Source organism: Atrimonas thermophila (assembly GCF_045864955.1).
Classification (GTDB): domain Bacteria; phylum Atribacterota; class Atribacteria; order Atribacterales; family Thermatribacteraceae; genus Thermatribacter; species Thermatribacter velox.
Genome location: NZ_AP028803.1, coordinates 2,044,670 through 2,071,473, shown reverse-complemented (window position 1 = coordinate 2,071,473; position 26,804 = coordinate 2,044,670). Strand labels below are relative to the sequence as shown.

General features: G+C 45.6%; 26 protein-coding genes and 1 riboswitch. Of the genes, 5 read left to right on the top strand and 21 right to left on the bottom strand.

Annotated features, from left to right (window positions below):
- Positions 1 to 30: 30 nt before the first annotated feature.
- The 19 genes from ACKTT1_RS10750 to ACKTT1_RS10660 all read right to left on the bottom strand — a co-directional run bounded on the left by ACKTT1_RS10750 (position 31) and on the right by ACKTT1_RS10660 (position 20,387).
- Positions 31 to 1,554 (bottom strand): Ig-like domain-containing protein, encoded by a 1,524-nt coding sequence (locus tag ACKTT1_RS10750; RefSeq protein WP_412709574.1) that lies wholly within the window; start codon positions 1,552 to 1,554, stop codon positions 31 to 33.
- Positions 1,555 to 1,600: 46 nt separating this feature from the next.
- Complete coding sequence (locus tag ACKTT1_RS10745) at positions 1,601 to 2,914, bottom strand: ATP-binding cassette domain-containing protein (RefSeq protein ID WP_412709573.1); 1,314 nt, start codon at positions 2,912 to 2,914, stop codon at positions 1,601 to 1,603.
- Positions 2,907 to 3,851 carry a FecCD family ABC transporter permease gene (locus ACKTT1_RS10740; RefSeq protein ID WP_412709572.1) on the bottom strand — a complete coding sequence of 315 codons (945 nt, stop codon included), beginning with the start codon at positions 3,849 to 3,851 and terminating at the stop codon, positions 2,907 to 2,909. Before ACKTT1_RS10740 ends, ACKTT1_RS10745 begins: the two co-directional genes overlap by 8 nt.
- A gap of 73 nt (positions 3,852 to 3,924) precedes the next feature.
- Entirely contained in the window at positions 3,925 to 4,875 is a 951-nt protein-coding gene (locus ACKTT1_RS10735; RefSeq protein WP_412709571.1) for an ABC transporter substrate-binding protein, read from the bottom strand.
- Between the two features lie 89 nt (positions 4,876 to 4,964).
- A riboswitch (cobalamin riboswitch) is annotated at positions 4,965 to 5,147 on the bottom strand.
- A 34-nt stretch (positions 5,148 to 5,181) separates the two neighbouring features.
- On the bottom strand, positions 5,182 to 6,384 hold the full coding sequence (locus ACKTT1_RS10730) for a DUF401 family protein (RefSeq protein ID WP_412709570.1): 1,203 nt from the start codon (positions 6,382 to 6,384) through the stop codon (positions 5,182 to 5,184).
- 19 nt (positions 6,385 to 6,403) lie between these two features.
- Positions 6,404 to 6,793 carry a YjbQ family protein gene (locus ACKTT1_RS10725; protein ID WP_412709569.1) on the bottom strand — a complete coding sequence of 130 codons (390 nt, stop codon included), beginning with the start codon at positions 6,791 to 6,793 and terminating at the stop codon, positions 6,404 to 6,406.
- Positions 6,794 to 6,833: 40 nt separating this feature from the next.
- Complete coding sequence (locus ACKTT1_RS10720) at positions 6,834 to 7,682, bottom strand: carbohydrate ABC transporter permease (protein ID WP_412709568.1); 849 nt, start codon at positions 7,680 to 7,682, stop codon at positions 6,834 to 6,836.
- 13 nt (positions 7,683 to 7,695) lie between these two features.
- Entirely contained in the window at positions 7,696 to 8,583 is an 888-nt protein-coding gene (locus ACKTT1_RS10715; RefSeq protein WP_412709567.1) for a carbohydrate ABC transporter permease, read from the bottom strand.
- Positions 8,584 to 8,635: 52 nt separating this feature from the next.
- Entirely contained in the window at positions 8,636 to 9,973 is a 1,338-nt protein-coding gene (locus ACKTT1_RS10710; RefSeq protein WP_412709566.1) for an ABC transporter substrate-binding protein, read from the bottom strand.
- Positions 9,970 to 11,037: a LacI family DNA-binding transcriptional regulator gene (locus tag ACKTT1_RS10705; protein WP_412709565.1), complete on the bottom strand. Its 1,068-nt coding sequence runs from the start codon at positions 11,035 to 11,037 to the stop codon at positions 9,970 to 9,972. Before ACKTT1_RS10705 ends, ACKTT1_RS10710 begins: the two co-directional genes overlap by 4 nt.
- Before the next feature lie 53 nt (positions 11,038 to 11,090).
- Positions 11,091 to 11,312 carry a putative signal transducing protein gene (locus ACKTT1_RS10700; RefSeq protein ID WP_369018363.1) on the bottom strand — a complete coding sequence of 74 codons (222 nt, stop codon included), beginning with the start codon at positions 11,310 to 11,312 and terminating at the stop codon, positions 11,091 to 11,093.
- A 42-nt stretch (positions 11,313 to 11,354) separates the two neighbouring features.
- Positions 11,355 to 12,269, bottom strand: coding sequence for a glycyl-radical enzyme activating protein (locus tag ACKTT1_RS10695; protein ID WP_412709564.1), 915 nt, complete (start codon positions 12,267 to 12,269; stop codon positions 11,355 to 11,357).
- A gap of 43 nt (positions 12,270 to 12,312) precedes the next feature.
- Positions 12,313 to 13,074 carry a glutamine amidotransferase gene (locus ACKTT1_RS10690; protein ID WP_412709563.1) on the bottom strand — a complete coding sequence of 254 codons (762 nt, stop codon included), beginning with the start codon at positions 13,072 to 13,074 and terminating at the stop codon, positions 12,313 to 12,315.
- 18 nt (positions 13,075 to 13,092) lie between these two features.
- Positions 13,093 to 13,914: a carbohydrate ABC transporter permease gene (locus ACKTT1_RS10685; protein WP_412709562.1), complete on the bottom strand. Its 822-nt coding sequence runs from the start codon at positions 13,912 to 13,914 to the stop codon at positions 13,093 to 13,095.
- Positions 13,911 to 14,783, bottom strand: coding sequence for a carbohydrate ABC transporter permease (locus tag ACKTT1_RS10680; protein WP_412709561.1), 873 nt, complete (start codon positions 14,781 to 14,783; stop codon positions 13,911 to 13,913). The genes ACKTT1_RS10685 and ACKTT1_RS10680 overlap by 4 nt, the downstream gene beginning before the upstream one ends.
- Before the next feature lie 56 nt (positions 14,784 to 14,839).
- Positions 14,840 to 16,132 carry an ABC transporter substrate-binding protein gene (locus ACKTT1_RS10675; RefSeq protein ID WP_412709560.1) on the bottom strand — a complete coding sequence of 431 codons (1,293 nt, stop codon included), beginning with the start codon at positions 16,130 to 16,132 and terminating at the stop codon, positions 14,840 to 14,842.
- 105 nt (positions 16,133 to 16,237) lie between these two features.
- The gene (locus ACKTT1_RS10670; protein WP_412709559.1) at positions 16,238 to 17,197 is read right to left on the bottom strand and encodes an ROK family protein; all 960 of its coding nucleotides are present in this window, start codon (positions 17,195 to 17,197) and stop codon (positions 16,238 to 16,240) included.
- Between the two features lie 19 nt (positions 17,198 to 17,216).
- A complete protein-coding gene (locus ACKTT1_RS10665) occupies positions 17,217 to 19,643 on the bottom strand; it encodes a glycyl radical protein (RefSeq protein WP_412709558.1) in 2,427 nt (808 codons plus the stop codon).
- Between the two features lie 24 nt (positions 19,644 to 19,667).
- Positions 19,668 to 20,387, bottom strand: a complete 720-nt coding sequence (locus ACKTT1_RS10660; protein WP_412709557.1) for a GntR family transcriptional regulator — start codon at positions 20,385 to 20,387, stop codon at positions 19,668 to 19,670.
- 489 nt (positions 20,388 to 20,876) lie between these two features.
- On the opposite strand from ACKTT1_RS10660, the gene ACKTT1_RS10655 reads away from it, so the two are divergent.
- The 5 genes from ACKTT1_RS10655 (at position 20,877) to ACKTT1_RS10635 (ending at position 24,212) form a co-directional block, all read left to right on the top strand.
- Positions 20,877 to 21,293, top strand: coding sequence for a nucleotidyltransferase domain-containing protein (locus tag ACKTT1_RS10655; RefSeq protein WP_412709556.1), 417 nt, complete (start codon positions 20,877 to 20,879; stop codon positions 21,291 to 21,293).
- A complete protein-coding gene (locus ACKTT1_RS10650; RefSeq protein WP_412709555.1) occupies positions 21,280 to 21,474 on the top strand; it encodes a HepT-like ribonuclease domain-containing protein in 195 nt (64 codons plus the stop codon). Before ACKTT1_RS10655 ends, ACKTT1_RS10650 begins: the two co-directional genes overlap by 14 nt.
- Positions 21,446 to 21,619 carry a DUF86 domain-containing protein gene (locus ACKTT1_RS10645; protein ID WP_412709554.1) on the top strand — a complete coding sequence of 58 codons (174 nt, stop codon included), beginning with the start codon at positions 21,446 to 21,448 and terminating at the stop codon, positions 21,617 to 21,619. The genes ACKTT1_RS10650 and ACKTT1_RS10645 overlap by 29 nt, the downstream gene beginning before the upstream one ends.
- 339 nt (positions 21,620 to 21,958) lie before the next feature.
- Positions 21,959 to 23,353, top strand: a complete 1,395-nt coding sequence (locus tag ACKTT1_RS10640) for a glycosyltransferase (protein WP_412709553.1) — start codon at positions 21,959 to 21,961, stop codon at positions 23,351 to 23,353.
- Complete coding sequence (locus ACKTT1_RS10635; protein WP_412709552.1) at positions 23,346 to 24,212, top strand: HAD-IIB family hydrolase; 867 nt, start codon at positions 23,346 to 23,348, stop codon at positions 24,210 to 24,212. The genes ACKTT1_RS10640 and ACKTT1_RS10635 overlap by 8 nt, the downstream gene beginning before the upstream one ends.
- On the opposite strand, the gene ACKTT1_RS10630 is transcribed toward ACKTT1_RS10635, so the two are convergent.
- A complete protein-coding gene (locus ACKTT1_RS10630; protein WP_412709551.1) occupies positions 24,178 to 25,620 on the bottom strand; it encodes a glycoside hydrolase family 32 protein in 1,443 nt (480 codons plus the stop codon). The genes ACKTT1_RS10635 and ACKTT1_RS10630 overlap by 35 nt on opposite strands.
- An 85-nt stretch (positions 25,621 to 25,705) precedes the next feature.
- Positions 25,706 to 26,782 carry an alpha/beta hydrolase gene (locus tag ACKTT1_RS10625; RefSeq protein ID WP_412709550.1) on the bottom strand — a complete coding sequence of 359 codons (1,077 nt, stop codon included), beginning with the start codon at positions 26,780 to 26,782 and terminating at the stop codon, positions 25,706 to 25,708.
- Between the last annotated feature and the right edge of the window lie 22 nt (positions 26,783 to 26,804).

The window sequence follows — 26,804 nt, the reverse complement described above, 5'->3', positions numbered from 1 at the left end:
CCACCCCTTTTCCACACCCATTTAATTCCTTTACAAAATTATAAGTATTCTCTGTATTCTTGCAAAGCTACCCCGCGACGCTTCTACTTCAATTCGTAACGTATTTTGACCACTTTCCATCCAGCTTTCCCGAAGCGTGAAGCCTTTGTAATCCGAAGGTTCCATAGTTCCTTTTTGGGTGGCAGTGCCTACTAAGTTGCCGTTAAGGTATATCCGCACTCTTGCTCCTTCGTCGGTCTGTAGCCAGCAGAGAAGGTACGCTTTCTGGGGGATGAAATCTATCGGGAAGGAAAACTCGAGGTAGTCTCGGTAATCCATTTCCAGTAGCTGGGTACCGTTGAGCGTATAGCCACTGGTTATACTGCCAGAAAACTTGAGGTCAAATACGTTTTGTTGGACTGAACTTCCCGAAAAATCCACGTAGTACATTCCCAGCGCTGGCACTTCAGGAACTGGTACCTCGATGATTCCTGAGACGGTTGCTGAAGTGGGGTTCAGCCCCGGGGCTCCTCTGAATTCGGCAGTGATTTCAAAGGGGGTACTTTCGTAAACCCGGGGAGCAGTGTAATAAACGGTGACTTTGCCCAGAGAATCGGTGATCACTGATGAAGTGCTTAAAGAACCGGTGCTGGCGCTCCAGTAAATGGTGCGTCCGTAAACAGGACGGCCATCGGGAGTTCTCAAATAGGCGTCTATTTTTACCCGCTCGCCCGGTTCAAGGGTAAGCGAATCAGCTCTTATTTCCAGAATGGGAGTTGCCTGAACGGAGATGACTTCTATTTCCACCGAGGAAGAAGTCGGAGCAAGACCATGCTCTCCGCTAAAGTTGGCGCTTATAGTGACTACCTGAGGAGTGCGAGGTGCATAAAAAGTAACACTGGTTACTCCTCGGGCATCGGTCACTGTTTGGTAGCTACTGAGGGAACCAGAGCTTGTTGACCAGTTGATACTGCGTCCCGGAAGAGGGTTCCCAGAAGCGTCACTGAGACTGGCTCTGATAGAAATAGTTCCTCCCGGTGCTACGTTTGCTGTGGAAGGCTGCAGGGTGAGCACAGTTCCCCGAGTACGCATAGCCACGTTGAAGTGAGTCCTGTTCACAGCATAGCGAGTGAAAATGCGCCCTACCTGATGAGGATTCTGGATAAAGTCTTGCAGTTCACCTTCGCTGACTGCAGTGGGGGTGAAAAGAATGACCAACCTTTCTGTTCCCGCTGGTCCAGACACTGTTCCTCGATAAGTTTCCGTTCGACCGGAGCCAAAATACTGGTTGCGCACCAGGACGTTGACATCGCTATTCGGTAAGTAGTCAATCAGGTTGACATAGCCCTGACGGTCAACGCTGTAGCGGATGGTAATGGGGTCGCCGACGTAGTAGGTTGCCCCCTCACCGCGGTCCACACTGATACTGACTGAAGGACTGCGGGGGATGGTGATGTAGATATTGGGATTTAGATTGAATCTCATGTATACTTTGCCCTGAGCGGGTGTTGCACTCAGAAAAAGCAATGTCAGTATCACAAACGTGAAAGCTAAAAATAGGCCTTTCCCCTTCATAGATATCTCTCCTTTCAGCTTGCCAAAAAGTCCATGATTTATTATATCATTTTGCTTCACTTTCTGCTGATTGTGCGCTTTCAGAAGGCATTGTTGTTCTTTTTGGAGTAGCAACATCTTCATCCAGATAGTCTAAAAGCGAAGTCGGGCTCTTGAAAACCAGAGCTCCCCTTTTGCAGAGTGCTTCCAGGTATTGTCTGGCTTTGCCGCCGGTAAAATCGAATTTTGAATCGAGGCATTTTTCGAAAAGAAGGACTTTTTTGCCCTTTTCCTGAAGGGAGAGGGCAATCTCTAAATTAGCGAGATTGCCCTCTCCCCAGAAGGTGGGGGCAATGATCACGTAGTCTTTTTGCATAGCTATTCGCTCTGCTTTTTCAAGGTTTTCTTTCTGAATGGAAGAAAAAGGTTTTTCTGTTACCACTTCAAGGTTCAGCTTGCGGGCTGCTTCTTCATCAGCATCAAGCTGGTTTACCACTCCCACACTGACTTCTATACCCTTTTGTAGGAGTAGTCGCAGCAGGGGTTTCCCACTGCCCCCGCCGCATATGAGGTGTACTTTCAAGGGGTGTTTGTACGGAGTGCTTATACTAAGCGGTATGAAAAAAGGTCGCAGGGTGTAAGGATGGGTTTCTTCCAGGAATTCCACGCCAAACAGTTCGCTGAGAACAGAGATTTTCATAACCTCTTCAATTTTTCCAAAAGCAAATATTTTCCCTTCTTTCATAAGGAGCGCCTGGTTGCAAAACTGGGCTGCCAGATTGGGGTCGTGAAGAACGCATAGAATGGTGATGCCCTGCTCTCTGAGCTGAGCCAGTATGGACATAATCTCTATCTGGTAAAGTATATCTAAGTGACTGGTTGGTTCATCGAGCAGGAGAAGTTCTGGTTCCTGAGCTAAAGCCCTGGCAATCATGACTCGCTGTTTTTCTCCCCCGGAAAGCTGGGCGAAGGGCTGTTCTGCTAAGTGAAGGGTGGCAGTTTGTTGCATGGCTCTGTTTACAACCTGGTAATCCCTAAGGCTTTCTTTCTGCCATCTTCGCCAGTGTGGAAAACGCCCCATCATTACTATTTCGTGGCAAGGTAACTCCAGCTGGTCGGGAAAGTTTTGGAAGACCATGCCAATTTTTTTTGCTCTGGTTTTTCGTGGTAATTTGAGCAAATCCTTTTCCTCAAGGTACACTTTTCCCTGAGCGGGTTCCAGCAGGCCGGCAAGCAGGGATAACAGGGTGCTTTTTCCGGAACCGTTGGGGCCGAGCACGCCCACAAAAGCTCCTCGCTCTATTCCAAAGTTCACCCTGCGAACTGCGGGCAGGGAGCCGTAGTAGAAAGAAAGGTCTCTGGTTTCAAGGTATTTACCCATGGAGTTTCTTCCTTGTGCGGAGAAGGTAGATGAAAAAGGGAGCTCCCAGCAAACTGGTGATAATTCCTACTGGAAGATCCACGGGATTAAGGACACTTCTGGCAGCGGTATCAGCCCAAAGCAGTATGATTCCCCCGCTCAGGAAGGAGAAAGGAAGGAGTAGGCGGTGATTTTGACCGAACAGCAAACGTACCAGGTGAGGGACTATTAACCCCACAAAACCGATTACACCGCTTGCTGCCACACAGCTTGCCACCACCAGGGAACAGGCGAAGACCAGCCACTTTTTCACCCGCTCGATGTCCACACCCATGCTTTCCGCTGTTTTTTCACCAAGCAGCATAATGTTCAGCTCTCTGTGAAAAGCAAGCATGAAGGGTATTCCCGCACCCAAAAACGGCAAAACCATTTTTACTTCCCTCCAGCTCCGATTCCAGAGACCGCCCATCAGCCAAAAGACAATCTGATGTAAATCATGGCCAGCAAAAAACATGGAAAGCGAAACCAGAGCTGAGAAGAAAAAACCCACGGCAACCCCAGAAAGAAGCAGAATCTCCAGCGGGGTTTTCCGGTTTACCTGCCCGAGCGAAAACACCAAAAAAGTGGTTAAAAGCGCGAAAGAAAAAGCCGAAAAAGGCACTGCGTAAAGGCTAAAGCTCCATTTTTTGAGAATGGCCAGTACTGCTCCAAAGGAAGCTCCGGAACTGATTCCCAGAACGTAGGGGTCGACCAGGGGGTTGCGGAAAAGACCCTGCAGTACTGCTCCGGATATAGAAAGGCCGCCTCCTACCAGGGTAGCAAGAGTTACTCTGGGCATCCTGACCTGAAAAAGGATGGTTTTCTGAAGGGGGGAGATGTCCTGCCAGTGGAAAATTGCCCAGAAGTCACCGCTTTGGAAGCGACCTCTTCCAAAAGAAAGTGCTAAAAGAAAACTCAAGAGGAGGCCAGCTATCAGGCCTCCTTCCCAGAGGAAAAGCTTTTGGGAGGGCCCTTTGGTCGTGTTTACCTTTTCAATTACTCCGGGTTGCTGTCTGGGTTTCGTAGTCTTCAAAACGATACTCACCAAATATTTCAGGGTGAATTATCTTTGCGAATATTTCCAGTGCCTGGACTATTCTCGGTCCAGGACGGGAAACGATGTCGCTATCTACCCGGGCTACTCTCCTCTCTTTGACCGCTTTTAGGGTTTGCAGGCGCTGATCCTGCAAGAGGAATTGATAGGGAAGGTTCTGGGCATCTCCATGATTTTCTACCACCGTTATGATATCTGGATTGCGACGCAGGAGCTCTTCTAACTCAATACTTACATAACCCTCAAGGTCTGAAGCAGCGTTTTTGCCACCCGCTTTTTCAATGAGTTCATCAATGAAGGTACCCTTTCCCGCTGTCCAGATAGGTTGGTGCCAAATCAGGTGGAACACCAGAGGTTTTTGGGCTTCCGGCATTCCAGCTGTTTTTTCTTCCACTCTTTTTATGCGCTCTCTGAGGCTGTGCACCAGTGTTTCCCCTTTTTCTTCCACACCGCATATTTTGGCTAATTTTTCCAGGTCTGACAAGATTTCTTCAATGTTTTGAGGATTAACCAGGTATACCGTAATTCCCAGCTCTTCCAGTCTGGTAAGCAACTCCTGAGGGTTCAAGGAAGACGCCACTACCAGGTCAGGCTGCAAAGAGAGCAGTTTTTCGAGTTCCACTTCGGTTATGGTGCCCACTTTTTCCTTGCTCAATGCTTCCTGGGGAAAGTTGCAATAGGTAGTCACGCCCACTATTTTTTGAGATAGAGAGAGGGCGAAAAGCATCTCGGTGCAGGAGGGAGCAAGAGAGACAATCCTTGCTGGTGGCTGAGCAAGTTCAACCTGCTGTCCCCGGTCATCGGTTACACTGAGCCCAGATGCAATGTTTGCAAAAAGCAGGACAGAAAGCGCAAAAAAGACGGTAAAAATTTTTAACCGTTTGTACACCGTTAATCCCCCTTTCTCACTTTTAGGGAAGGAGGAGGGGGAGAGGGAGGGCTTTCGCTTGATTATCCCACCTCCTCTTTCCGCGAAGAGTGGTTGGGAACGTCCTGGGCAGGTCTCCTGGCTCCCGGATCCTTGCCTTACCGCACCTTCCCAGCCTTTGCAGGCCAGTGGCTTTTTTGCGGCAGGCTCCCCGGTTACAGTGGCGGGACCGCACCGGATTCACACCGGTTTCCCTTTTAAGGCAGAAAGCCACCCAGAACTCTCAACGCTGAATTACATTATACCACAAAAGAAAAAAAGAGTTTTTTAGGAAATCATAAGCCAGATGATTCCCCAGGCGAAAAGCATCAAGGTTGCCGGGATAAGCAGGCGGTAGACTTTCTTGAAACTTGCTTCGAAAAAGCGACAGGAGAAGATGAAGCAAAGGTGCATGGGTGAAAGCAAAACCCCGGAAAAACCGCTCAGGTAGAGAATTGGAAAGACACTGGGGAGCGTTTGGGCGTTGAAAAAAGAAAGGACCATAGGAAAGGCGATGCCCACAAAAGCAGCAGTTAAGCCAGTGAGCAGGCCGGTAACCATGGGGAGCAACATGCCCAGCAAAAGGAGCGGGACATCTTTGCTAATTAGAAAACCGGCCATTCTATCAATGTCCTGGTTGGTAAGGAGTATGTTTTTGAAAATCAGTACACCAATTACATCAAAAAGTATTGCCCAGGGAAAGCTTCTGGCAAGAAATTTTCCAAGGGTTTTTAAAGGGAGGCGCTTGGTTATTGAAAAAGTAGCTATTCCCAGGATAGCTCCTATCCAGACGGGAATGCCGAGAAGCACGCTGGCTACGGGCACCATGAAGGGCAAAAGCACAAAAAGCAAGTTTTTCATGTCCGGAGCAACTCGACGATTTTTTTCGGGCAGAGGGATTTGAAGGTGGCGTTTTACCACGAGCCAGCCCGCTCCCGTTGCTAACAGAAAAAAAGGGAAATGGTGGGTCATAATCCAGGTGGCGGGTAGGCCCGAGACGGAAGCAGCAAGCAAAACTCCCGGATAAAGCGGTAGAAAAAATTCCCATATATGACGAAACCAGTAGTTAGCAAAGGCCAATATATCTCCATCCTGGGTGTAAGGTGTAGCTGCTGTTTTTACCAAGGGGGCTGAGAAAAGAGCTCCGCCCGGCATGGGTAAAATGCCTACCAAGGAAGGAAGAATAATCCCGGCCAGCTCGGGTCTTTTGAGTACTTTCTGGACTGAGCGAGTTAATGCATCGAGTTCTCCGCTGTGAGCCAGGGTACCGCCAAGCAGGGTCACAAAAATGACACTCAAAAGCAGTGCCAGGTTGTCAGGGTTGGGCCAGAAGGTGGAGGCAACAACTCTCCACCAGCTCAAAGGGTGAAAACCCGAAAGCATCAGCAGAAAAAGAGAAACACCCAGGAGCGACCATCCCAAACTGATTTTCTTCTGGAGCAAAAAAAGAACGGCTACAAATATGCAAATTATTTTGAGCGTTGCCAGCATTTCCCCGCCTTTTTACGTTTCAGGCAGAGGGAATAACCAGAACGTAGAGATTACACTGGCGAGGGCCATTGAATTCATAGAAATAAACGCGTTGCCCTTCGCCAAGCATGAGTTTTCCCTCCAGGGCGATAAGCACCTCAGTTGGAGCGACAAAAGCAGCCCCCACTTCAGGGGTCTGAAAGTCTTGGCCCTCTTCCAGGACTTTTTTTAGTAACCTGTTCAGGGGGGGATTGGAGGAGGAAGGATTTTGGGCGATTCCCTGAATGTTAATTGCTGCATCGCTGTGGGGGACATAAACGAACACCCCTGCTTCCTTAAAACCACTTTCTCGAACCACTTCTTCAATCAGGGGGGTTACATCTATGGTTTCCTCTTTTTGTCGGGTGGTAAGCACTATGTTTTTAAACAAGTCTACTTCCCTCCCTTTCTGGTTTTTGGTGCTATATACATTAGCCTTTTACTGCACCGAACGTCAAGCCCCGTATCAGGTAGCGTTGCATGAGAAGGGAGAAAACGATTACTGGAATCATGGTGATGAGCCCGGCTGCAGCCAGGGGTCCCCAGGCAATACGCCACCCGGTTATAAAACGTCCCAGATAGATGGGAAGAGTTTGGGCATCCTTGCTGGTAGTGAGGACGAGGGCCATCAGGAATTCTCCCCAGCTCTGGATAAAAGACAGAGTAGCTACCGCAGCTAACCCTGGAGCGGCAAGAGGCAGGCTTACTCGGGTAAAGCTTTGCCATATGCCTGCTCCGTCCACATAGGCTGCCTCATCGAGTTCTCGAGGAATTTCGTTAAAAAAGGTTATCAGCACCCAGGTACTGAAGGGAGTAGTGAATACCAGATGAGATAGAATGAGTGCCCACCAGGTGTTCACAAGATGCAGTCTGCTGAAAATGACGTAGAGGGGCAACGCCGCAGCGATTGGTGGTAGCATTCTGATGGAGATAATCCAGGACACAAAGCCCATTCCACCTATTTTGAAACGGGATATGGCGTAGGCGGCAAGTGCAGCCACTACGGTTGAGATGAGAGCCACAAAAAGCGCTACTATGGTGCTGTTTCTGAGATAAGGGGTGATGGTGGAGATGGCTGTGGTAACACTCCCAAAAAATCCTCCTTCAAGACCCAGGAAATTTCCCACCGTCCAGTAGCGAGGGAAAAAGGAAGGAGGCCAGGTAAACCAATCTTCGCTCCTTTTGAAAGCTGTGGTTGCCAGCCAGTATACGGGAAAGAGAAAGAAGAAAAGGGTTATGATTACCAGTATCGCTCTTGTAATTTTCCAGAGCCACCTCATTGTCTTTCCTCCTTCAGAGTCCCAGCACTTCTCTGAGTCGCAGGAAGCGAATCAGGAGGTTGGTCAAAAGCGATACTACAATCAAAAGGATTACGCTCAGGGCTGAGGCATAGCCAATGTCCCATCCGAATGATATGCCTACTTTATAAATATAAAAACTGTAAGAATGAGTTGCTGAACCCGGTCCTCCGAAGGTCACCATGTAGACCAGGTCAAATATTTTCAAAATATCAATCAGGCGAATAATCAGCACTACCCAGATGAGGGGCTTGAGGAGCGGGAGTTCAATGTAGCGAAGTGCACTCCATCCGCTGGCTCCATCCACAAGGCTTGCTTCCACCACATCCCGAGGTATGGATTGTAAGCCTGCGTAAATCACCAGGAACACAAAAGGTGTCCACTGCCAAACGTCGATAAGGATTATGCCCAGCTGTGCAAAGAATTGAGTGCCCAACCAGGAAACCTTGCCAATACCCAAAAGCGAGAGGAAGTAATTGATAGGTCCAAATTCAAAGTTAAAAAGCATTTTCCAGGCTATTCCTGCTACAACTGGAGGTACCATCATGGGAATCAGGAGAGTACTTCTGAATACTTTTTCTCCAAAAAAGTCACGAAGGAGGAAAGCAATACCGATTCCAAGCACTATTTCCAGAGGACAGGCAACTGCCAGGAGCAAGATAGTAAACTTGACACTGGAGCGAGCAGTGCGGTCCTGAAATATTTCTTTGTAATTTTCAAAGCCAATAAATTCTGGTTTTTCCCAAGAAGCAAGGGTGTATCTGTGAAAAGACATGTATATCATGTAGGCAAAAGGATAAACGGTCAGCCCTATGAAAAGCAAAAGCAGGGGAAGAACCATCAAAAAACCAATTCTTTTTCTTCTGTGCAGAGCAGAAAGCATGACTCTCCTCCTTAAGGTGGGGGGCATACAATGCCCCCCACCTGTTCGCTTTTCATTTGCTCAGGGTTTTTATCCAGTCTTCGGCTACCATATTCAGAGTGTCAATTGAAGCAGGCTGCTGGCCAAGAAGAATTTCTGAAAGAGTACCAACCAGAATATCTTCGAGCCTTGGCTCTTCAGGAATGCGTGGACGGTGAGATGCGCCTTCCAGAGACTGAATGTAGGCGTCTTTGAGCCAGGGCGAATCGGCTAATACTTCAGGGTCGTAGACAACCGATTTTCGGGTGGGACCTATGCGGTATTTTAGCCACTGAATTTTGTCGCCTTCCTTGCTGGTTGCGTACTGGATGAACTGGAAAGCTTCTTTTTTGTTGTCAGATGCTTCATTGATACCGATACCCCAGCCACCGCTTACTGGAGCACCTCCAGGCATAACTGCAACGCCAACTTTTTCTTCAAATGGCTGCAGCTCAGGCGATTCTTTCCAGCTGGCTAAACAGGCGGTCCACTGGGGAACCATGGCTACCCTACCCTTAGCAAACGCTTCCAGAGTTTCGCCGTAGTCAGAGCCCAAGGGGTCGGGAGCGTACTGCATGAGTTCAATCATATCTTGCAGGGCTTTTACTCCCTCTTCGGAGTTGAAAGCTGGCTTGTGGTCTGCAGTGAAATAATCACCCCAGTCGAGATCCACTTCTCCAAATTTGGCTATACCCTCTTCGCTGCGGCGATAGGGACCAAAGAAATTCAAGTACATGTAGAAAAGAGTGTGGGTACGGGGGAACATTAAGGCAATACCGTATTCAGTGGGAGAGTCGGGATTAAACTTTTTGGTAAAGAACTTGGCGATGTCTTTTGCTTCTTCCCAGGTCTGGGGCACGCGAAGCTCTTTTCCGTATTCAGCCTGGAATTTGGCTTTAAGTGTCTCATTTTCGAAAAGGTCTTTGCGATAAAAGAAGAACATGGTTGCTCCATAGAAAGGATAACCAATACGCTTGTCCTGCCAGTAACCATAGACGTATCTTGCTGTGGGGATAAAATCGTCGTCATCGAAATTGGGATCCACCAGGTCTGGATTGGCTTGAGCAAAAGCTTCCAGGTCCACAAATCCAGGGGCGATGGCTCCGGCAGTCATTAAGTCCCAGGTGGTTACATCAAAAGCGCCGGTTTTGCTGGTTATGTCTTGCAGGATACGTGGGTACAGGACTTCCCAGGAAAGAGGAGTTATTTCAATTTTGACTTCTGGATGCTGGGCCATAAAGTTCTGGGCAAGCTCATACAAGGCGTCGGCATTGTCGGGTGAAGACCACACGGTGAGTTCTCCAGCGAATGCCCAACCTGCAACCAGGGTCATCAAGGCAATCAGGGCTAAAACCAACCATTTCTTGCTCATTTCAAGACCCTCCTTTTGAATTGAGGATAATAAAAATCCAGATTACTACACATTACCACCACAGGTTCCAGATAATGATGGGTTGGTGGTTTCCGTTTCTCGGTTAGGAACTGAAAAAGAATGTTTACTGCTTCCCATCCCTGACGGTAAGGATTTTGAAAAAGCGTTGCCTGTATCACCCCCTTTTTGAGATAATCAACCATTTCCTCAAAAAGATCTGTGGTGATCAGCTTGATTGTATGGCTTGCACGTTGCTCAGCAAGTACCTTACAGACAGCTACCGAGTTTGCTGTGGCGACATAGATTCCTGCAAGATCGGGGTATTTCCGTAATAATTCCTCCGTGTTTTGAGCAGCCAGTTCTTCCCTTTCATGGTTCTCTACTACCGCTACCACTTCTCCATCTGGGTGCATAGCGAGAAAAGCATTGGTGAAACCGTCCACTTTCTGACGGTGGTCCTCTATTTCCAGAGAACCAACCATAATGGCCACCCGGTATCCGGTAACAATTTTGGCAAGCAATTCACCAGCCAGCTCACCGTTTTGATAAGGGTTGACACAAACCGAGGTTAATCTCTTACTCTCTGGGGCATCTGTGGACACAGTAACCACGGGTATGTTCTTTTCGACAAACTGATTAATCAGGGGGTTCAGTTTGCTGCGATGACCGGGTGTAAGCACCAGAGCATCAATATCTTCTTGGAGAAGTTTTTGCAAAACATTTTCTTCTCCCTGCCCCAGGCTTTCAACACTGTAAACCAGGGGGTATACTTTGAAATCCTGTAGGGCTTCTATGGCCTCTTTGAAGCCCTGCCGTACGTCATCGTAGAAATAGTGAAGTTTTTGTGGAAAGACAGCTGCAAAAACCAAAGGTTTCTTTCTGGTAAGAATGCTGGCTACTCGGTTTTTGCGATAACCAATTTTTTCGGCAATAGTCAAAATCCTTTGCCGAGTTTGAGGGTCTATCCCACGCCGGTTGTGAAGCGCCCGGTCCACAGTACCAATGGAAACCCCGGCTAAAGAGGCAATGTCTTTTATGGTTGGTCTTCGCTTGTGGTCGTTCATCACGTTAACGTTAACGAGAATTTTTAATAATTATACCACACTTTCTAAAAGCGCTATTTTCGAGGGCGAATATCGTTGATGATCAATTTAGCTTTCTGTGCAAGTGGTTGCGGAACCAATATCTCTAAGGGACCCGTATCTCCAAAGTAGGCTTCTCCTCCGTAAGGCTCGGTGGAGGGGCGGAGAATTACCCGTATTCCCTCTGCTTCAAGATACCCTTTTATGAGTTCTGCTTCTACCCGGTTCGCAGCAAGCATTACTTTCTGGTATTGCATGGGCACTCCCTATTAAAGAATTTTTTCCATATTAGCGCAAATTCAGCTTTCCAGCAATTGCACGTTGGAAAGCTTTGATATCTGGAGCTTCACGGATTCCAGGTGCTTTTGCTCTGGCAAAGGGAGCTTTTCGAGTGCGTACACTTTGCCTATGCGGGCGTACTTGTTTATTCCTAAGCGATGATAGGCGAGTAATTCAATTTTACATTTGGGGATGGAAGCGAGAAACTCGGTAAGCATTGCTATGTCTTCCTGAGAATCATTTATGCCCGGTATTAGCGGGTAACGGAATAAACATTTTGAGGGGTACCGGCTGGCCAACTGCAAGGCGTTTTGCAAAATGCTTTTATTGTTAACACCCGTGTATTTGAGATGTTTTTGGGCATCAATTACTTTTAGGTCATAGAGCACAAGGTCTACCATGTCAGCTATTTCCAGGAGACGTTGCAGGTCTTCCGGTGTACCCCTGATATAGCCTGAAGTGTCAATTGCGATATGATATCCCAGCTTTTTTAGACGAAGAGTTAAAGAGCGGACAAATTCAAACTGATAGAGGGGTTCTCCTCCTGAGATGGTTACTCCTCCACCGGATTGGCTATAAAAAGCTTCGTCTTTAGACACTTCGGCAATTACTTCTTCAACGCTCATTTCCTTTCCAATAATGAAGAGCGCAGAAACCGGACATAATTCTATACACTTGCCACAGAGAGTACACTTTTGACGATTGACCCGGTGGGGATTTTGGAGATTGCAGGCATGGTAAGGGCATACTTTCTCACAGGTGCCACATTCCAGACATTGCTCAGGCCAGAAACCTATTTCTGGTTCGGGTTTCTGGGATTCTGGGTTGTGGCACCAGAGACAGCGCAGAGGACACCCTTTTAAGAACACAGTAGTTCTTATCCCTGGCCCATCGTGTATAGAAAAATGCTGTATGTCAAAGACGATTCCTTTCATAAGTCTTTCGTGTTTCTCCTTGTTTTAAAATCAAGGGTACTGGTTATCTTTTAGCTAACCACTTTAAGCTCTGATACCAGAATTGAGCATAGTACTGCCAGTTTACGAAAGCAGTACCCCAGTGAGGTGCCATGTCGGAGGAAAAGGCCATACTCCTTCCCTTTTCGTACTCCCAGACAGCGATAAAGACATCTTCGCCGAATTTGGCAATGGTTTCGGCTCCATCTTTTGCTTTCAGCTTGTTATATCCAAGAAAGAGAGGCCACTCTCGAAGGGGAATCCCTTTTAATGCTGGATGTTCAGGAAGGAGTATCTCGGGTTTAACGCCCTCGGTCGTTTCCACTCTATCATCGGTTGTTTGAATATGAACTGGCAATGCTTCTTCAACTGGGCTTCCATGGTAGTTTGCCATAGCTCTGAAACCCTGGAAAGACATCCAGCCGCCACACATGACCAGTGCTCCTCCCTCGGCAACAAAGTCGCGTATAAGGGTTAGTTTGTCTTTGCCCATCGGTACTCTGAAAACGTCTGGATAAAGGGTTAAAGTATTTCTTCCCACATCGCTCAGTATCAGGACATCGTATTTTTTGAGCTCTTCAAGAGTTTGGGGAAACATGGATAGAGCAAGGTGGTTAGGTAGATGATCTACTTCAAGGTCAGCATATTTTTGCAGGGCTTCTCTAAAGTAAATAGAAAAATCTTCATATCCTCCCAATGGGACAACATCGAAACCTTTTATGTGAAACTTCGATACTATCCAGGTTTCGCCTACCAGAAGCACTTTTAATGTTTCCTGATTTTTCAAAGGTAACAACCCCCTTTATCATCCTTTGCCATATCCAGCCATGAGGCCGGATATGAAGTACCTACCAAGGAAAATGAAGACCAACACAGGAATTATCGAGGTGATTACTGCACCGGCCATTTGAATGTGCCATTGGGCTATCTGAGTACCTTTAAGTTCAGCTAAAAAGGGCATCACCGGCTTGACCTGTGGTCCTCTGGTTAGGGCAATACCCAGCAAAAACTCGTTGTATATCTGGATGAAAACCAGAATGGTTGCCGAAATCAAACCGGGCAAGGATACCGGCAGCAAGATTTTTAAATAGTATTTGAAAGGCTTGCATCCATCAAGTATAGCGGCTTCTTCCAGATCAGGAGGGACTTTCATAAAAAAGGTTCCTGTAATAAGTGTGGCCATTGGTGCATTCAATATAACGTAAATCAGAATAAGTCCCCAGTAAGTGTTTAAGAGGTTAAGGGTTTTGAGGAACTGGGTTATGGGGATAAGGATTACGTGGTAAGGCAAAAAAGTTACTACAACAATTGCAAAAAAGAGGTAAGTCGCGAAACGAAAATTAAATCCAGTAAGAGCGTACCCGGCCATGGATCCTATCAGAATACATACAAACGTAGCGCTCAAACTGATAATCAGGCTATTTCTGAGGCCAATTTTTAGTGCTTCAAAAGCTTTGGCGTAATTGCTGGTTTGAAGTTTTTGGGGAGGAACGAGGTACTTTTGCAGAGCTACTTCTTCCTGAGTTTTGAGCGAAGTACTAATCATGGCGTATATTGGTATCATCCAGAGAAAAACCATAACACATAATAAAACGGTGATTGTTAAAACAAAAGTGCGATCTTTCATATCCTCACCCACTTTTTTATGGCCCACATGGAATAAGGGATAACCATAGCTGCCGAGAGAGCCAGAATGACAATACTCGTGGCTGTCCCCATTCCGATATCTCGAGAGTCAAAGGTGAGTCTGTACATTAAGTAGGGTAAAATTTCGGTGCTGACTCCAGGACCACCTCTGGTCATTATCCAGACCAGGTCGAAGACCTTTACTGTGGTTATAGCGAGCATTGTGGTGCAGATGAGAGTTGCGTGACCTACATTAGGGAAAATGATTCTAAATGCTACTGTCCAGTGAGAAGCACCATCTACTCTGGCAGCCTCAACCATTTCGTAGGGTATGCCTTTTATGGCTCCCAGATAGATTACCAGAGCGAAGCCAAGGTATTGCCAGAAAGCCGCTACAATCATGCAGTATATGGCTGTTTTTGGAAGCGCAATCCAACCCAGGCGCGAAGTGTTCACTCCCAACATTTTGAGAATAGAATTAATCAGGCCGGAACTGGGGTCATACATCCAAGCCCATAACACTCCGGTAATAATGAAAGAGAGAGCCATGGGGAAGAGAAATATTTGCCAAAAAATACTCTCACCTCTTCTAAGATGTGTCAGGAGGTAAGCAAGGATGAACCCCACAAAAACTGTGGGTCCAATAAAGAAAAGCAACCATAAAATGTTGTTACGGATGTTAATCCAGAACCTTTCCATGCCAAATAATCGGGAAAAGTTATATAGACCAGCAAATTTCCAGGTTGGTTTTAAACCCTGCCAGAAGGTAAATGCGGCCACAAAGTCCCAGACAATCATGCTGTAAAAAATGACAATCAAAACTATGATGGGTATAAGGAACGCGATACCGGACGCTCGATAATACCTCATTTTTGTCTCCTCCGTTCCCCATGCCGGTAGAAACCGGCATGGGGAAACTCTCTTTTTTACTTCCAGAACCAGCTACAAGCTTCAGCGAGATTTGTTCTTTCAGCAGCTTCAGCTATAGCGCTAATTGCCGCGTCAACGTCCTGATCAACCAGGAACTTGGTCAGTATGTCCATGAGCTCGCTTCCAAAAGCAGGTGTAATCATACCGCCATGAAATCCATCACAGACAGCTCTCAGGGAGCTAAGGTCACGAGCGCTTCTCTGGCGATAAGGATCCGGGTATACATCTGGAGGCACATCGTTAACAATGGTTACCGATCCTTTAATCAGGTTGAATGCTTTTTGGGCCTCGGGGGTGGTACACATTTTTATCCAGTCTCTGGCGTTGTTAGGATGCGGTGCTCCTTTAGGCAATGGGAAGGTATCTGCATGTCCCATCCATACGTTTGGAGGAATAGCTGTTACGCTAAAGTCCACTTCTGGTTCCATGCCTATGTTAAGGTAATATCCCAGAATCCAGTCACCCATCCAGTACATGGCAGCTTCTCCGGTTTTAAGCAAGGCTCCCGCTTCATCCCAGCTTTTAGTAGCGTGCCAGGGATAAATATAAGGAATCAAAGCTGCATAGCGTTCCATGGCTTTCCGGAAAGTTGGATCATTAGCAAAGTCAATCTGCCCTGTATTAGCTCTTTCGTAAAAATCTGGTCCACCAGTGGTAAGTAAGACCATGTCGTATAGATAAGTAGACCATACTTTTTCGCGAGTACCCAGGGCAAGAGGGGACACATCTGGTTTGGCTTCCTTTATTTTTTTGCAGGCTTCTAAAAGCTCTTCGTAACTTTCGGGTGGTTTTACTCCTACTTCTTCCAGGATTTTTTTGTTATACCACAACCAGTTAGTGCGATGTGCATTGATGGGTACTGAGTATACGTGACCGTCAAATTTTAGAGTTTTTACCCACATGGGATTGATACGTGCTTCGAAATTAGTCTCGGCCCAGATATCGTCGACGGCTTCCAGATATCCTGCGTCTATGTAGTCTTTTTGTTGATTACCCTGGTGGTCTTGGAAAGAATCTGGTGGTATCCCTGCCGCAAGGTTGCTCATTAAAACAGCCAGCATGGTTTCTCCTCCACCACCAGCGACAGGGTTTTCCACAATCTTTACCCCAGGATTTCTCTCCTGGTATATTTTAAAAAGCGCATCTATAGCTTCTTTTTCGCCTCCAGCTGTCCAATAGTGGAAAATGATGAACTCGTTTTCTTTTTCCTGGGCCATAGTGAAAGAGAAAGTAGCACCAAAAGCCAGGAAGATGGCTATTAGCACTACCAAACCCAAAAATTTTTTCATACTTCTCTCCTCCTTAAATACAAATTTTCACGCATCACACAAGAACCAACACCCTTTGGAATAGAGCCAGTGCCGGAATATTTCACGCTTTGTGTTTTCTCCGGATTATGATTCAAAAACCATTATGGCACCGCCTATTACACCACCGTATTCACCAAGTTCTGCTTCTTTAATATACGTGTTTTCTATCACCTCCTTTGGCAAGTGCTCTGAGAGATAGGTTCTTATCTCATGCGAAAAAAGATTGACCAACCTTTTTCCAAGGCTTCCGCCAACTATGATAACCTCTGGATTAAGTATCTGAATTATGTTAAGAAAGGCTACAGATAGATATTGAATGAGTGGTTCAATCGCTTTCAGCAATTTGGGATGTTGGTCAGATAAGAGGTCAAACAGTTTTCTTACACAATCCTCGTGGGTTCTATCAGATAAAAAAAGATTTTTGCACAAGGGTTCTCGATTTATAAATTCTTCGAGACCAAGGCCCGAGAGCAAAGACATCAAGCAACCAGTGTTACCGCACTTGCAGCTAAAGCCATTTATATCAACGACCATGTGTCCGAATTCTCCAGCACTTCCCAAGGAGCCCCTATAAAGTTTTCGGTCAATAAATATTGCTCCTCCTGTGCCAGTACTGATGGTGAGATACACTGCATTTGTAAAGTTTTTACCTGCACCGATGCGCATTTCAGCAAGTCCTACCAGGTTGGCGTCGTTGTCCAGCAAAACTGGCATCTTAAGTTTTTTCTCTAAAAACTCTTTAAGAGGAGTTTTTTCCCAGGCTGAGTTACGGAGATTGGTATATGAAAATGTAGAACCCTTTTTGAAATCAACTGGACCGGGATACCCCACACCAGCTCCCACAATAAATATATTACCGCAGTTTTCCAATAATTTACTTACGTTCAAGGCTATAAAATCGACCAGTTGCTCAGGGGTAAAATTTCTGTGTTCCTCGCTAATAGAACATTTTAGTATTTCCAGATTTTCTGTAACCAGGCCCAGGCGGAGTTTGGTTCCGCCTATATCAATACCCAGTGCACAGTGTCGAGCCAATTCGATCACCCGTATCCGATTTATTTGGTTACAGAGAATGTTCGGTACGCCTAATTATATCTTCCTGGGTTTTGGGGTCCAGAGCAACAAATAGAGCGCTATAGCCTGCCACTCTAACAATGAGGTCACGATATTTTTCGGGGTTCTTTTGAGCTTCCCGAAGGGTTTGTGCATCAACAACGTTGAACTGGACATGCCATCCCTTAAGATCCCGGAAAAAAGTAATTATCAGGTCGATAAGTTTCTTAATGCCCTCTTCTTTGGCAAGTACTGAGGGGGTAAATTTGAGGTTGAGTAGTTGAGCAATCATTTTAATCGTGGGAAGTTTACTCACCGATTTAAGCACCGCAGTAGGACCCTTTTTTTCAGTTCCGTAGAAAGGAGAAACACCTTCGGCTATAGGTTCTCCCGCTTTCCTCCCGTCAGGAGTTGCTCCAACAGCCATACCCAAGGGGACGTTGGCAGAGATATTCGATGTTGATCCACAGTAGTTTCCGCCTATGGGACCACGTCCAAAACGGGTATTACGATAATTTTTAAGCTCATAAAGGTAATCTTCCATAACTCTTTGAGCAAGCGAATCCACATAGTCTTCATCATTACCATACTTGGGGACTTTATCGCGTATTTTTTTGAGCACCATCTGGCCCGATGGGCTTTCGAAATTTTCTCGCAGCGCAGTGAGCAGTTCTTCCCAGGTTAAAGCGCGTTCTTCGTATATTAATTTACGAATGGAGGCGAGACTATTTGCAGTGTTGGCTAATCCTGAAAAAGGACCGCTAACCACGTCGTATACCGCTCCTCCTTCTTTAATGCTCTTGCCTCTTTCCAGACAATTGTCTACCAGCGTTGAGCAAAAAGCGTCAGGAACCAGTTCCTCGAGTGCGGTATCGGCTCCTGCATCCATTAAAACTTCGCATTTAGTGTAAAAAGCAAGTTGTTTTCGAAATTCCTGATAAAAGTCTTCAAAGTTTTTGCAATGCTGAGGTGTTTTTGTGGTGTGAAGGCAACAACCATTGACAGGACATTTTCCTCCATAAAGGGTAACTTCGAGTACTTTTAACGCATTGAGGAAAGACATACCAGTGTTACGATATCCCCATTTTCCAGGAACTGCAGCTTCTACGCAACCGACAATGGCATAATCTCTTGCGTCTTCAATGGTGGCCCCTTTTTCCATGAGGGCGGGTATAATTATTTCGTCGTTCTTCATAGCTGGCATTCCAAATCCCAACCTAATGACCCTGGCACATTCTTCAAGGTAAAAACGCGGGGAGGTAGTGTGATAGCGCGCCGAAAGGTTAGGAGTTGTTAAGCGTAACCCCCCTACAGCTTTTAAGATAAGAATGCTCAATTCATTGGTAGCATCTCGGCCAGAACGGTCCTGACCGCCAATGGTTACGTTCTGATAGGTCGTATACCCCATCCCAAAGCGGGTATGCGCCCAGGGACGGATTTTGTTGATAGTGAACATCTTAATGAACAGGTTCTGTAAAAGCTCTACAGTAAACTGGTGGTCAATTTTTCCTTCCTGAAAATCTTTAGCCCAGTAAGGATAGAGATATTGATCTAACCTTCCCAAAGAGAAAGAATGTCCATTACTTTCTATTTGAGTGATTAAATGAACAAACCAGGTAAGCTGTATTGCTTCGTAGAAGCTGGTTGGGGGTCGTTCTGCAATGCGGTCAAGCACTTTAGCAATGTTTTCAAGTTCTCTTTTGCGGAGCGGGTTCTCGGTTACACCGGCCTCCAGTTTGGCCAGTTGTTCATATCTTCTTATAAACTTTATTACTCCTTCCAGCACGGTAATTACGGATTCATAGAAGACTTTTTTCTTGATGAAATCGGGGTCTCTGGGATCCAGAGACTCCTTTTTTTCAATTGTTTCTTCGAGCAATCCTTTCCAGCCCTTTTCCAGGACCTTGGGGAAGTTTACAATAATGTGTCCATCACCGGAAGTGATGTTCCCTCTTCCCGAAATGGCTCCTATTTCTTGAGCTTTCAGCACAAAGTCAGGAATGATTTGCGTAGCTCTATCATAAAGGGTTTTTCCTTTCCAGTAAGGGATTACTTCTTTGAGGAGTATTTCTTTTGCTTTCTGGTCGATGAGAAATTTGTCACCTGGCCTGCGGTGAAATTCATCAATTTCATTAACGATCCAATCCCAGGAGTACTCAGGAAAAATGGGTGCTCCTCGTGGTTTCGAAGCTTGGTTGCCAACCAGTAGCTCGTCCTGATATATAAAAATAGTCATTTTTTCCAGAGTGCTGGCTAATGCTTTAGCTCTCTTCAAAATTGGGGGGTCTGCTTCATTTTGCTGGTACGTTTCGGTATAAATACGAGCTCTCTCTATACAAACTTCAGGTATTGTTTCCAGCAATGCTTCGCGCATAGAGCGAATTCGTTCTGACATGGTATAACCCGTTTCTAAAACGTCTAACACAGACTGGGTCATTTTGCTCACCTCACATTAAAAAACTCATAAACGTTTTCTCAGTACTTCAAAGTGGAAAAATTCAGAATGGTAGTAATCTTTCGAAAAAAGGATTGCCTGTCCTCTCGCATCATAATGAACATGTTCGAGCAACAAAAAGGGTACACTCCTTTTTAAACCCAGCTTTTTCAGGAAATCTTTATCAGGGCAGTAAGGTATTATTTTGGCTTTCGAGTAGGCAATAACTATACCTTTTTGTTCCAATGCCTGGAAAAGCGAACCGTGCCAGTCTCCATCAGAAAAATTTGCGGTGTAGTTTTCTGGAATAATGTCTTCCAGATAGAGCAATGGTTCGTTTTCAATGCCCCTTATACGCTTTAAGAGAACGAGAGGACTTTCAAGAGGAATCCCCAGTTTTTTAGAGATAAGGGCATCAGCGAGAATTTTCTCCTTTTCCACTCTAAGAGTGACCAGTTCAATTCCTGAATCCCGAGCCATTTCTGTGGCACTGCGCAACCTGGATATGTCCTTACCCAGGGATGAGGGATCTGCAATAAGAAAAGTGCCTTTCCCCTGGAGGGTTTCGAGAATGTGTGCCTGTTCCAGGCTACGTATCGCCTCTCGTACAGTGGACCTTCCTACTGAGAAAAGAGAAGCTAAATTCTCTATGGAGGGTAATTTGCTGCCCCTGGAGAGTCCTTCTCTAAATATGTAGGCAAGAATTTCTCTTTTTACCTGGCTAACCAGGTTTTCTTTCACTATCATTGTTATCATATTAGCAGGTCATATGATGACTTTTAAAAGTATTTTACTGCTTTTTATTCCCTTTGTCAAATGCGATGGGGTTCTATGCCAATAGTTGGAGAGTTGCTTTTTTGAGACAACCTCTCAAAATGTCTTTTTATGAAATTATCTCGATTTCTGAAACCAAAGCGATTTTTTAAGCTTTTTAGCAAAAGTTGTTTTTGCCCTTCGGGTATTTAGGGCTGTTTTTTCCCGGCTTAGCGTGAGCCCAAAAAGAGCGTATAACGACCGGATTGTCAGGAAATGGAAAAGGGATTATGACCAGGAATTCAGATTAGAGGTTTTCTGTTTCATTAAGAAGGAAGTTCAGGTTTTTTGAGATCGGGTTTTTCGGCTCTTTGTGGTTTCCTGGTGGAAGAAACATTTCTTTTTGGGTTTGGTAGTATATTGTTGGTTAGCACTATCTCCGTGTTTTCTGCCCTTCTCTTGGTTTGGCGAAAAAATGATATAATGAGCCAAAAGATGATGCGCACTAAGGCGGATATTCTGGAAAAAGTACAGAATGTGCTCAATACTCATGAAGAAATCATCTTTGCATATCTTTTTGGTTCCTTTACCAAAGAAGCAAGCTTTCGGGATATTGATATTGCAGTGTACTGCGATGAAGAACATCCTCGGCTACGTAACCTCTTTTACGATATTGAGCTTGCTCGGGAGTTGGAAAGCGTCTTGGGTATTCCGGTTGATGTTGTGATTCTCAATCATGCTCCCGACTACATCGTGTATCGGGCTTCTCGTGGTATTCTCATTAAAGACATGAATGAAGACTTTCGGTGTGATTTTCTCGTCCTCAAGTGGAAAACATACCTGGATTTTCGAGAAGTTCTCAAAAGGTACGCCCAGGAGTTCAAAAATGCCCGTAGATAAAGAAAGAATCTTATATCTTCTGGGTGAAATCGAAAAGGCCCTGAGTATCCTTGAAGAGTTTCAGCAGGAAACAAAAGAAAGGATTCTTGGTGATCCAAAATCCTTGGGGGCAATCAAGTATTACTTCGTCGTGGCTATAGAAGGCTGTGCCAGTGTTGGAAACCACAATTATTTCCCGTGAGCACTGGGGTATTCTGGAGAGTTACGTGGATACCTTTGTTATCCTGGGACGGAAGGGTGTAGTGCCGGAAACTCTGGCACAAAACTTGGTTAACATGGCAAGATTTAGAAACCTCTTGGTCCACTTTTACTGGAAGGTTAAATGATGAGAGGCTTTATGAAATCCTTCAGTCTCACCTTCAGGACATTGAGGAATTTGTAGACTGTATAACCAGGCGGTATTTTTGAGAAAAAATATCACCATGTAGTTCATATTATGTAGGGTACTCAACAGGGGAGTATTCCGCAAAGTTTTCCTCTGGAGTTTTCTAAAGCCATTGCTCTTTCCTAGCTTAGCGTGAGCCCAAAAAGAGTGTATAGCGACCGGGATTGTCAATGATCAGGAATTCAAAGTTAGGGATTCTCCGTCTCATCAAGGGGGCAAGATGGTTCTGGACATTAGCCATTTTGAGGCACTGTTATAATGGGATGGGTAAAAGGAGGTGTTGTGGCTGGAAGAAATGCACTGGAAGCATCGATTTTTTAACGATTCTCCACGCAAGCACGTGCTTTTAATAACCAACCACGGTTGCCATGCTCCACAAATTGTGGTTACGGTAGATACTGGGGGACAAAACATATACGTTAATAATCTGAGCAAAGCTCTGGTGAGATTGGGTTATAAGGTAACTATTCTCAATCGTGGTGGATTTCCACATCCAGTGACTGGAGAAATGCAAAGGGGAGTTACTTACTATGATCGGGTGTGGGGTGATGAAGGTTTATTCTCTCGTGTTGTATATCTCGAAGATGGTTTTCAAGAATTTGTACCCAAGGAAGAGCTGAACCTGGAGCACCTGGAAAAGGAAAAGGACTTTTTTATGGAAGTGGTTAGAGAGCAGCTTGCCCTGGATTTGGAAGGTTTTCATTTTATTTCATCCCATTATTGGGATGGTGGCTTACTCGGTGTTTTGATAACGGAAGAATTAACCAAAAGAGGCTTTTCCGAGCCAGCCCATGTTTTTACTCCTCATTCTCTGGGCGTTTTAAAAAAAGAGAGGTTTCGGGATGCCTCCTCGCAGGATGTTGCCCGCTTTCGTTTTCAATACCGTATCGCTCAGGAAGAGAGGTGCATTGCTAATTCCTGTGGTGTAGTTGCCACCTCCCATGCGATTGAAAGAGCTCTGAAAAGATATCATTCTCGCCCTAAGCGAGTTTTCTGGTTTCCTCCAGCAGTGGATACTGAAGTGTTTTATCCCCGTAAGATTAGTGAGTGCTTACTGGCTCTTGAGGTGCTTGGTAGGGCACTGAATATTTCCAGAGAAAAAGTTGTCAAACTTCTCGAAGAAAAAGTGGTTTTTCTTGAGCTAAGTCGTACTGCACGTACTAAACAAAAGGGTTTAGTGCTTAAGGCTTTTGCTTCGATGAAGAACCGGAGAAAGACGCTACTTGTTATGAATGTGGATTCGGCTTCTCCCCTTTATCCCAGCATCATGAGAAGTTATCGCAGGTTAAGTGCGGATGAAAATGTGGTTATTGTTGATTGGCTTTTGAACGAGGAAGAAGTGGCTCAGCTTTTTGCTCTTGCTCAAGTTTTCATAACTGCTTCTTTGATGGAGGGATGGGGGATGGCAGTTCAGGAAGCTGCGGCTTCCCGGTGCGCCGTTATCTCTTCTCCCTTTGTGCCTTTTGTTTATGAGGTGCTTGGGGAAGCTGCTCTGATTGTGGATAAAAACACTCCTCTGGCTTATGCTGAGCAGATGGATCTTTTAGTTGAAAATGCTGAGTTGAGGGAAAAGATAGGAGAAAAAGCATATCTGAAGTCTCAACAGCACTCCTGGATGAGCAGTACCCGAAGATGGATTAATGAAATGGAGGAGGCGGGACTAATCGTTGTGTAGCTCAGTACCTGGCACGACGCGAAAAAGAAACTACCTTTTGGCAACGGATCTTGATGGTACTTTGTTAGGTAGCGGGGAGAAGTACGGGAGTGCACTGAAGCTTTTCAAGAAAGCCCTGGCTTTGAGCTCCTTTACTCTGGTTTATGTAACGGGGCGTAACCTCCAGGAGATTCAGGAAGCTATTGAGAGCTATCATTTGCCTTTGCCTCGGGCTGCTATTGCTGAGATAGGAACCAGGATTTTCTACCGAGAAGGAGAGACCTTCATAAGAGATACGGATTGGGATAAGGCGTTGGTGCAAAGTGCTCCTGGTTGGAATCGAAAAAAAATAGCGGAAAGCCTTTCCCAATTCGGGTGGCTTTTTGAGCAGAGTGAGAATCATCAGAATCCCTTTAAAATAAGTTATTATTTCGCCAGTGCATCTTTAGTGGAGAATCGTCTTGATCAGATAAGGGGAAAAGTCGAGAGGATTTGTTCCAATTTCGAGCTTGTGGTAAGCTCTGATCCAAATTCTGAACTTGTGTTTTTGGATATTGTTCCCCAGAAAGGCACTAAAGCCGGAGCCTTGGAGTATCTTAGGAAGAAGCTCGGTTTTGGCAAAAACCAAGTGATATATGCAGGAGATAGTGGCAACGATTTGCACGCTTTAACTGCGGGCTATTGGTCTGTGGTTGTGAAGAATGCTCCCGAGGAATTAAAGAAAAAAATTGCAAATATTGTTCGCAAGCAAGGTATAGCCTCGCGAGTTTATTTCGCTTGTGGTTGTGGCGAGCTTGACGGGAAGTATGTGTCCGGCTTGATAGAGGGTCTGGCCAGGTTAAAAGTCATTCCGCTCCATTTATTGAATGAGCGTAAATAGATTTCATCGACCACACATTCAATTTTTCCACTCGTATTTTGCCGTCTCTACAAAATATTCGTAGAGGCTGGGAATATGCCTCAAGTGGCGGGTAGTGCCTTACTGTTTTGCAAAAATCTCCGTTCAGAAAAACTTCGATGACCGAGTTATCAACGAATATGCGGAGGTTCACGCGCTGATTGTTGGATAACCGGTAATCTTCATTCATGAATCGTTTACTTTCATTGTCGTAGATTATAGATTCTCCACCTGGAAGGATTAGACCCCACTCTCTTGCCGCAACTTTAGAAAAAATGATTTCTATTTCAATCTGGTTGCCGCCGGGGATCTCAAATTCTCTGAATCCAGAGCTGTCCGTAAAACCTTTTAGCTCAAAGTAGTCTTTGATAAGGGTTTCCCTTCTTAGCTGGGTCAATTCTGGCACCGGTTCTATCTTCAGCGAGCCATCCGGAGAAAGGCTAATGCGACGAGGCAAGGAAAGGACACCACTCCAGCCAGATCGGAGTTGTTCTTCTACGGGTCTTTCTTCATGGATCCACCCAAAAAGAATCCTCCGATTTTTGTTATCGAGAAGTGTTTTTCCTGCGTAGAAACTTCCATAGTCTACAATTCCGAAGGTTTCTGGTTCGAAGAAAAGATTTTTGAAGTTTCCTACTGCCCATTTGGTGAGTTTTCTCGAAGAAAGAAGAACCCATTTCTCGCCCAATGGAAAAAAGTCGGGGCATTCGTCCCCTGCTGCAGGGCCCTGATAAAGGGGATGGAGGTATTCCCACTTCAGAAGATCAGTAGATGTAAAAAGAAGAGGAGAGCCTTCCAGGTAAGACTTTCCTGCGCCAAGGAGCATATACCATCGATTATCCGTTTGCCAGACGTGAGGATCTCGAAAGGTCTCGTTTAATTCGGCTGGTTTTTGAAGGTAAGAAATCACCGGGTTTTGGGGGTATTTTTTCCAGCGTATCAAATCCTTGCTCAGGGCAAGACACTGATTTTGAGGATAAACGCCAGTATAAAAGGCAAGGAATAGATTGCCTCTTTTTATGATGCTACCCGTCCAACATCCTTCCGAATCGGGTTTTCCTTTTTCTGGAAAGAGTGCTATGGGAAGGTTTTCCCAGTAAATGAGGTCTTTACTCACTGCATGGTCCCAGTGCATGTTCCCCCAGAAAGGCAACCCAGGATGGTATTGAAAAAAAACGTGATAATTTCCGTCATAGAAGTAAGGGATGGGGTCATTCATCCATCCTGGCGGGGGAAGGAAATGATATCTGGGTCTCTGTGGGTCTCGTGAGGCTTCAAGCAATCTTCTTCTTGCTTCCTGAAGAACCACTTCCAGAATGTCTTCCAGAATCTTCTCCTGTTGATTAGCAGGGTCAACTGCTTTGAGTGAGGGCTTATTTTTGTGTGCCAATTGGAAACCTCCATCTTCATGGTTTTGAATATAATAAATCCGAGTTTATGCAAAGTAAAGCTTATAGGGGACAGAAAGAATTGATTTACGGGTTCGGCCTGTTTTGGGCCGGGTTTTGAAGAAAATCCAGGACTTTCCGGGAAAAGCCGTACTGGTCGAATTCGCTATTTAAATAAAAAACTGTTCCGGCATGTCCGGTGTTAGGTAGAACAATCAACTCTGCCTTATTTCCTTTCTCGCGCAGTTTTTGGTACAGCAGTTGCGACTGTTCAGGAGGGGTAACCCGGTCTTTTTCGCCTACCGCTATCAGGTATTGGATGTGGGTTTTTTCAACCTGGTTAACCGGGGAAATTTCGGGGAGATTTTCTTCTCCCCCGAAAAGATGTAGAAACACTTTTTCAACGATGCCGCGAAATTCGGTTTGTAGATAGCCACGGTAAGCGGGAAGGTGGTAAGGACCGCTCAAAAGAACTACTTTTTTAATGTCGGAAAAAATTACAGGTGGCAAAAGGTCGTCCTGAACGGTGAGAAGAGCTACCAGGTGTGCCCCTGCTGAATGTCCCATTAAAATCAGGTGATGAGGATTCCCACCGTAATTTGAAATGTGTTCATGGACCCACTCTATAGCATGCTTGGGGTCGTTGAAAAAACCAGGGAAGCGAACCTCCGGGTACACACGATAATCAACATTCACAAAAATGAAGCTGTTCTGGGTAAAGCTTCTGGCAAAGTGGGAGTATAGTAAGTCCTCTCTGGACCCTCGCATCCAAGCTCCTCCATGGAAAAAGACCACTACGGGGAGTTTTTCTCCTTTTTGGATGCTTGTGGGAACCAGGATATCAAGTCGCTGACGTGATTTTTTACCGTAGGCTATGTCTTTGTACACTATGCTTTCTGTGTATTCTGCGAGCTTTTCTGCAGGCATGCGAATTTTTTTGTTTTTGTGCTCACAGGAGAGTTCGAAACGCTCACAGAGTGTTTGCATGATTTTTTCGTTTTCTGCGAAAGAAAAAGCGAATTGCTCTTTCAGGTCTTCAAGCAACGATTTTTGAGCGTTTTGAAAGACGGCTGCCCCCAGAGCAAGGAGTAAAAGAACCGCTACTGCACTGCTTCGTAAAGTAAGTTTTTCTTTTTGGGGGCTGGAATGTATCCAGCCCCTCAATTTTCGGATGCAGGTTAACAAG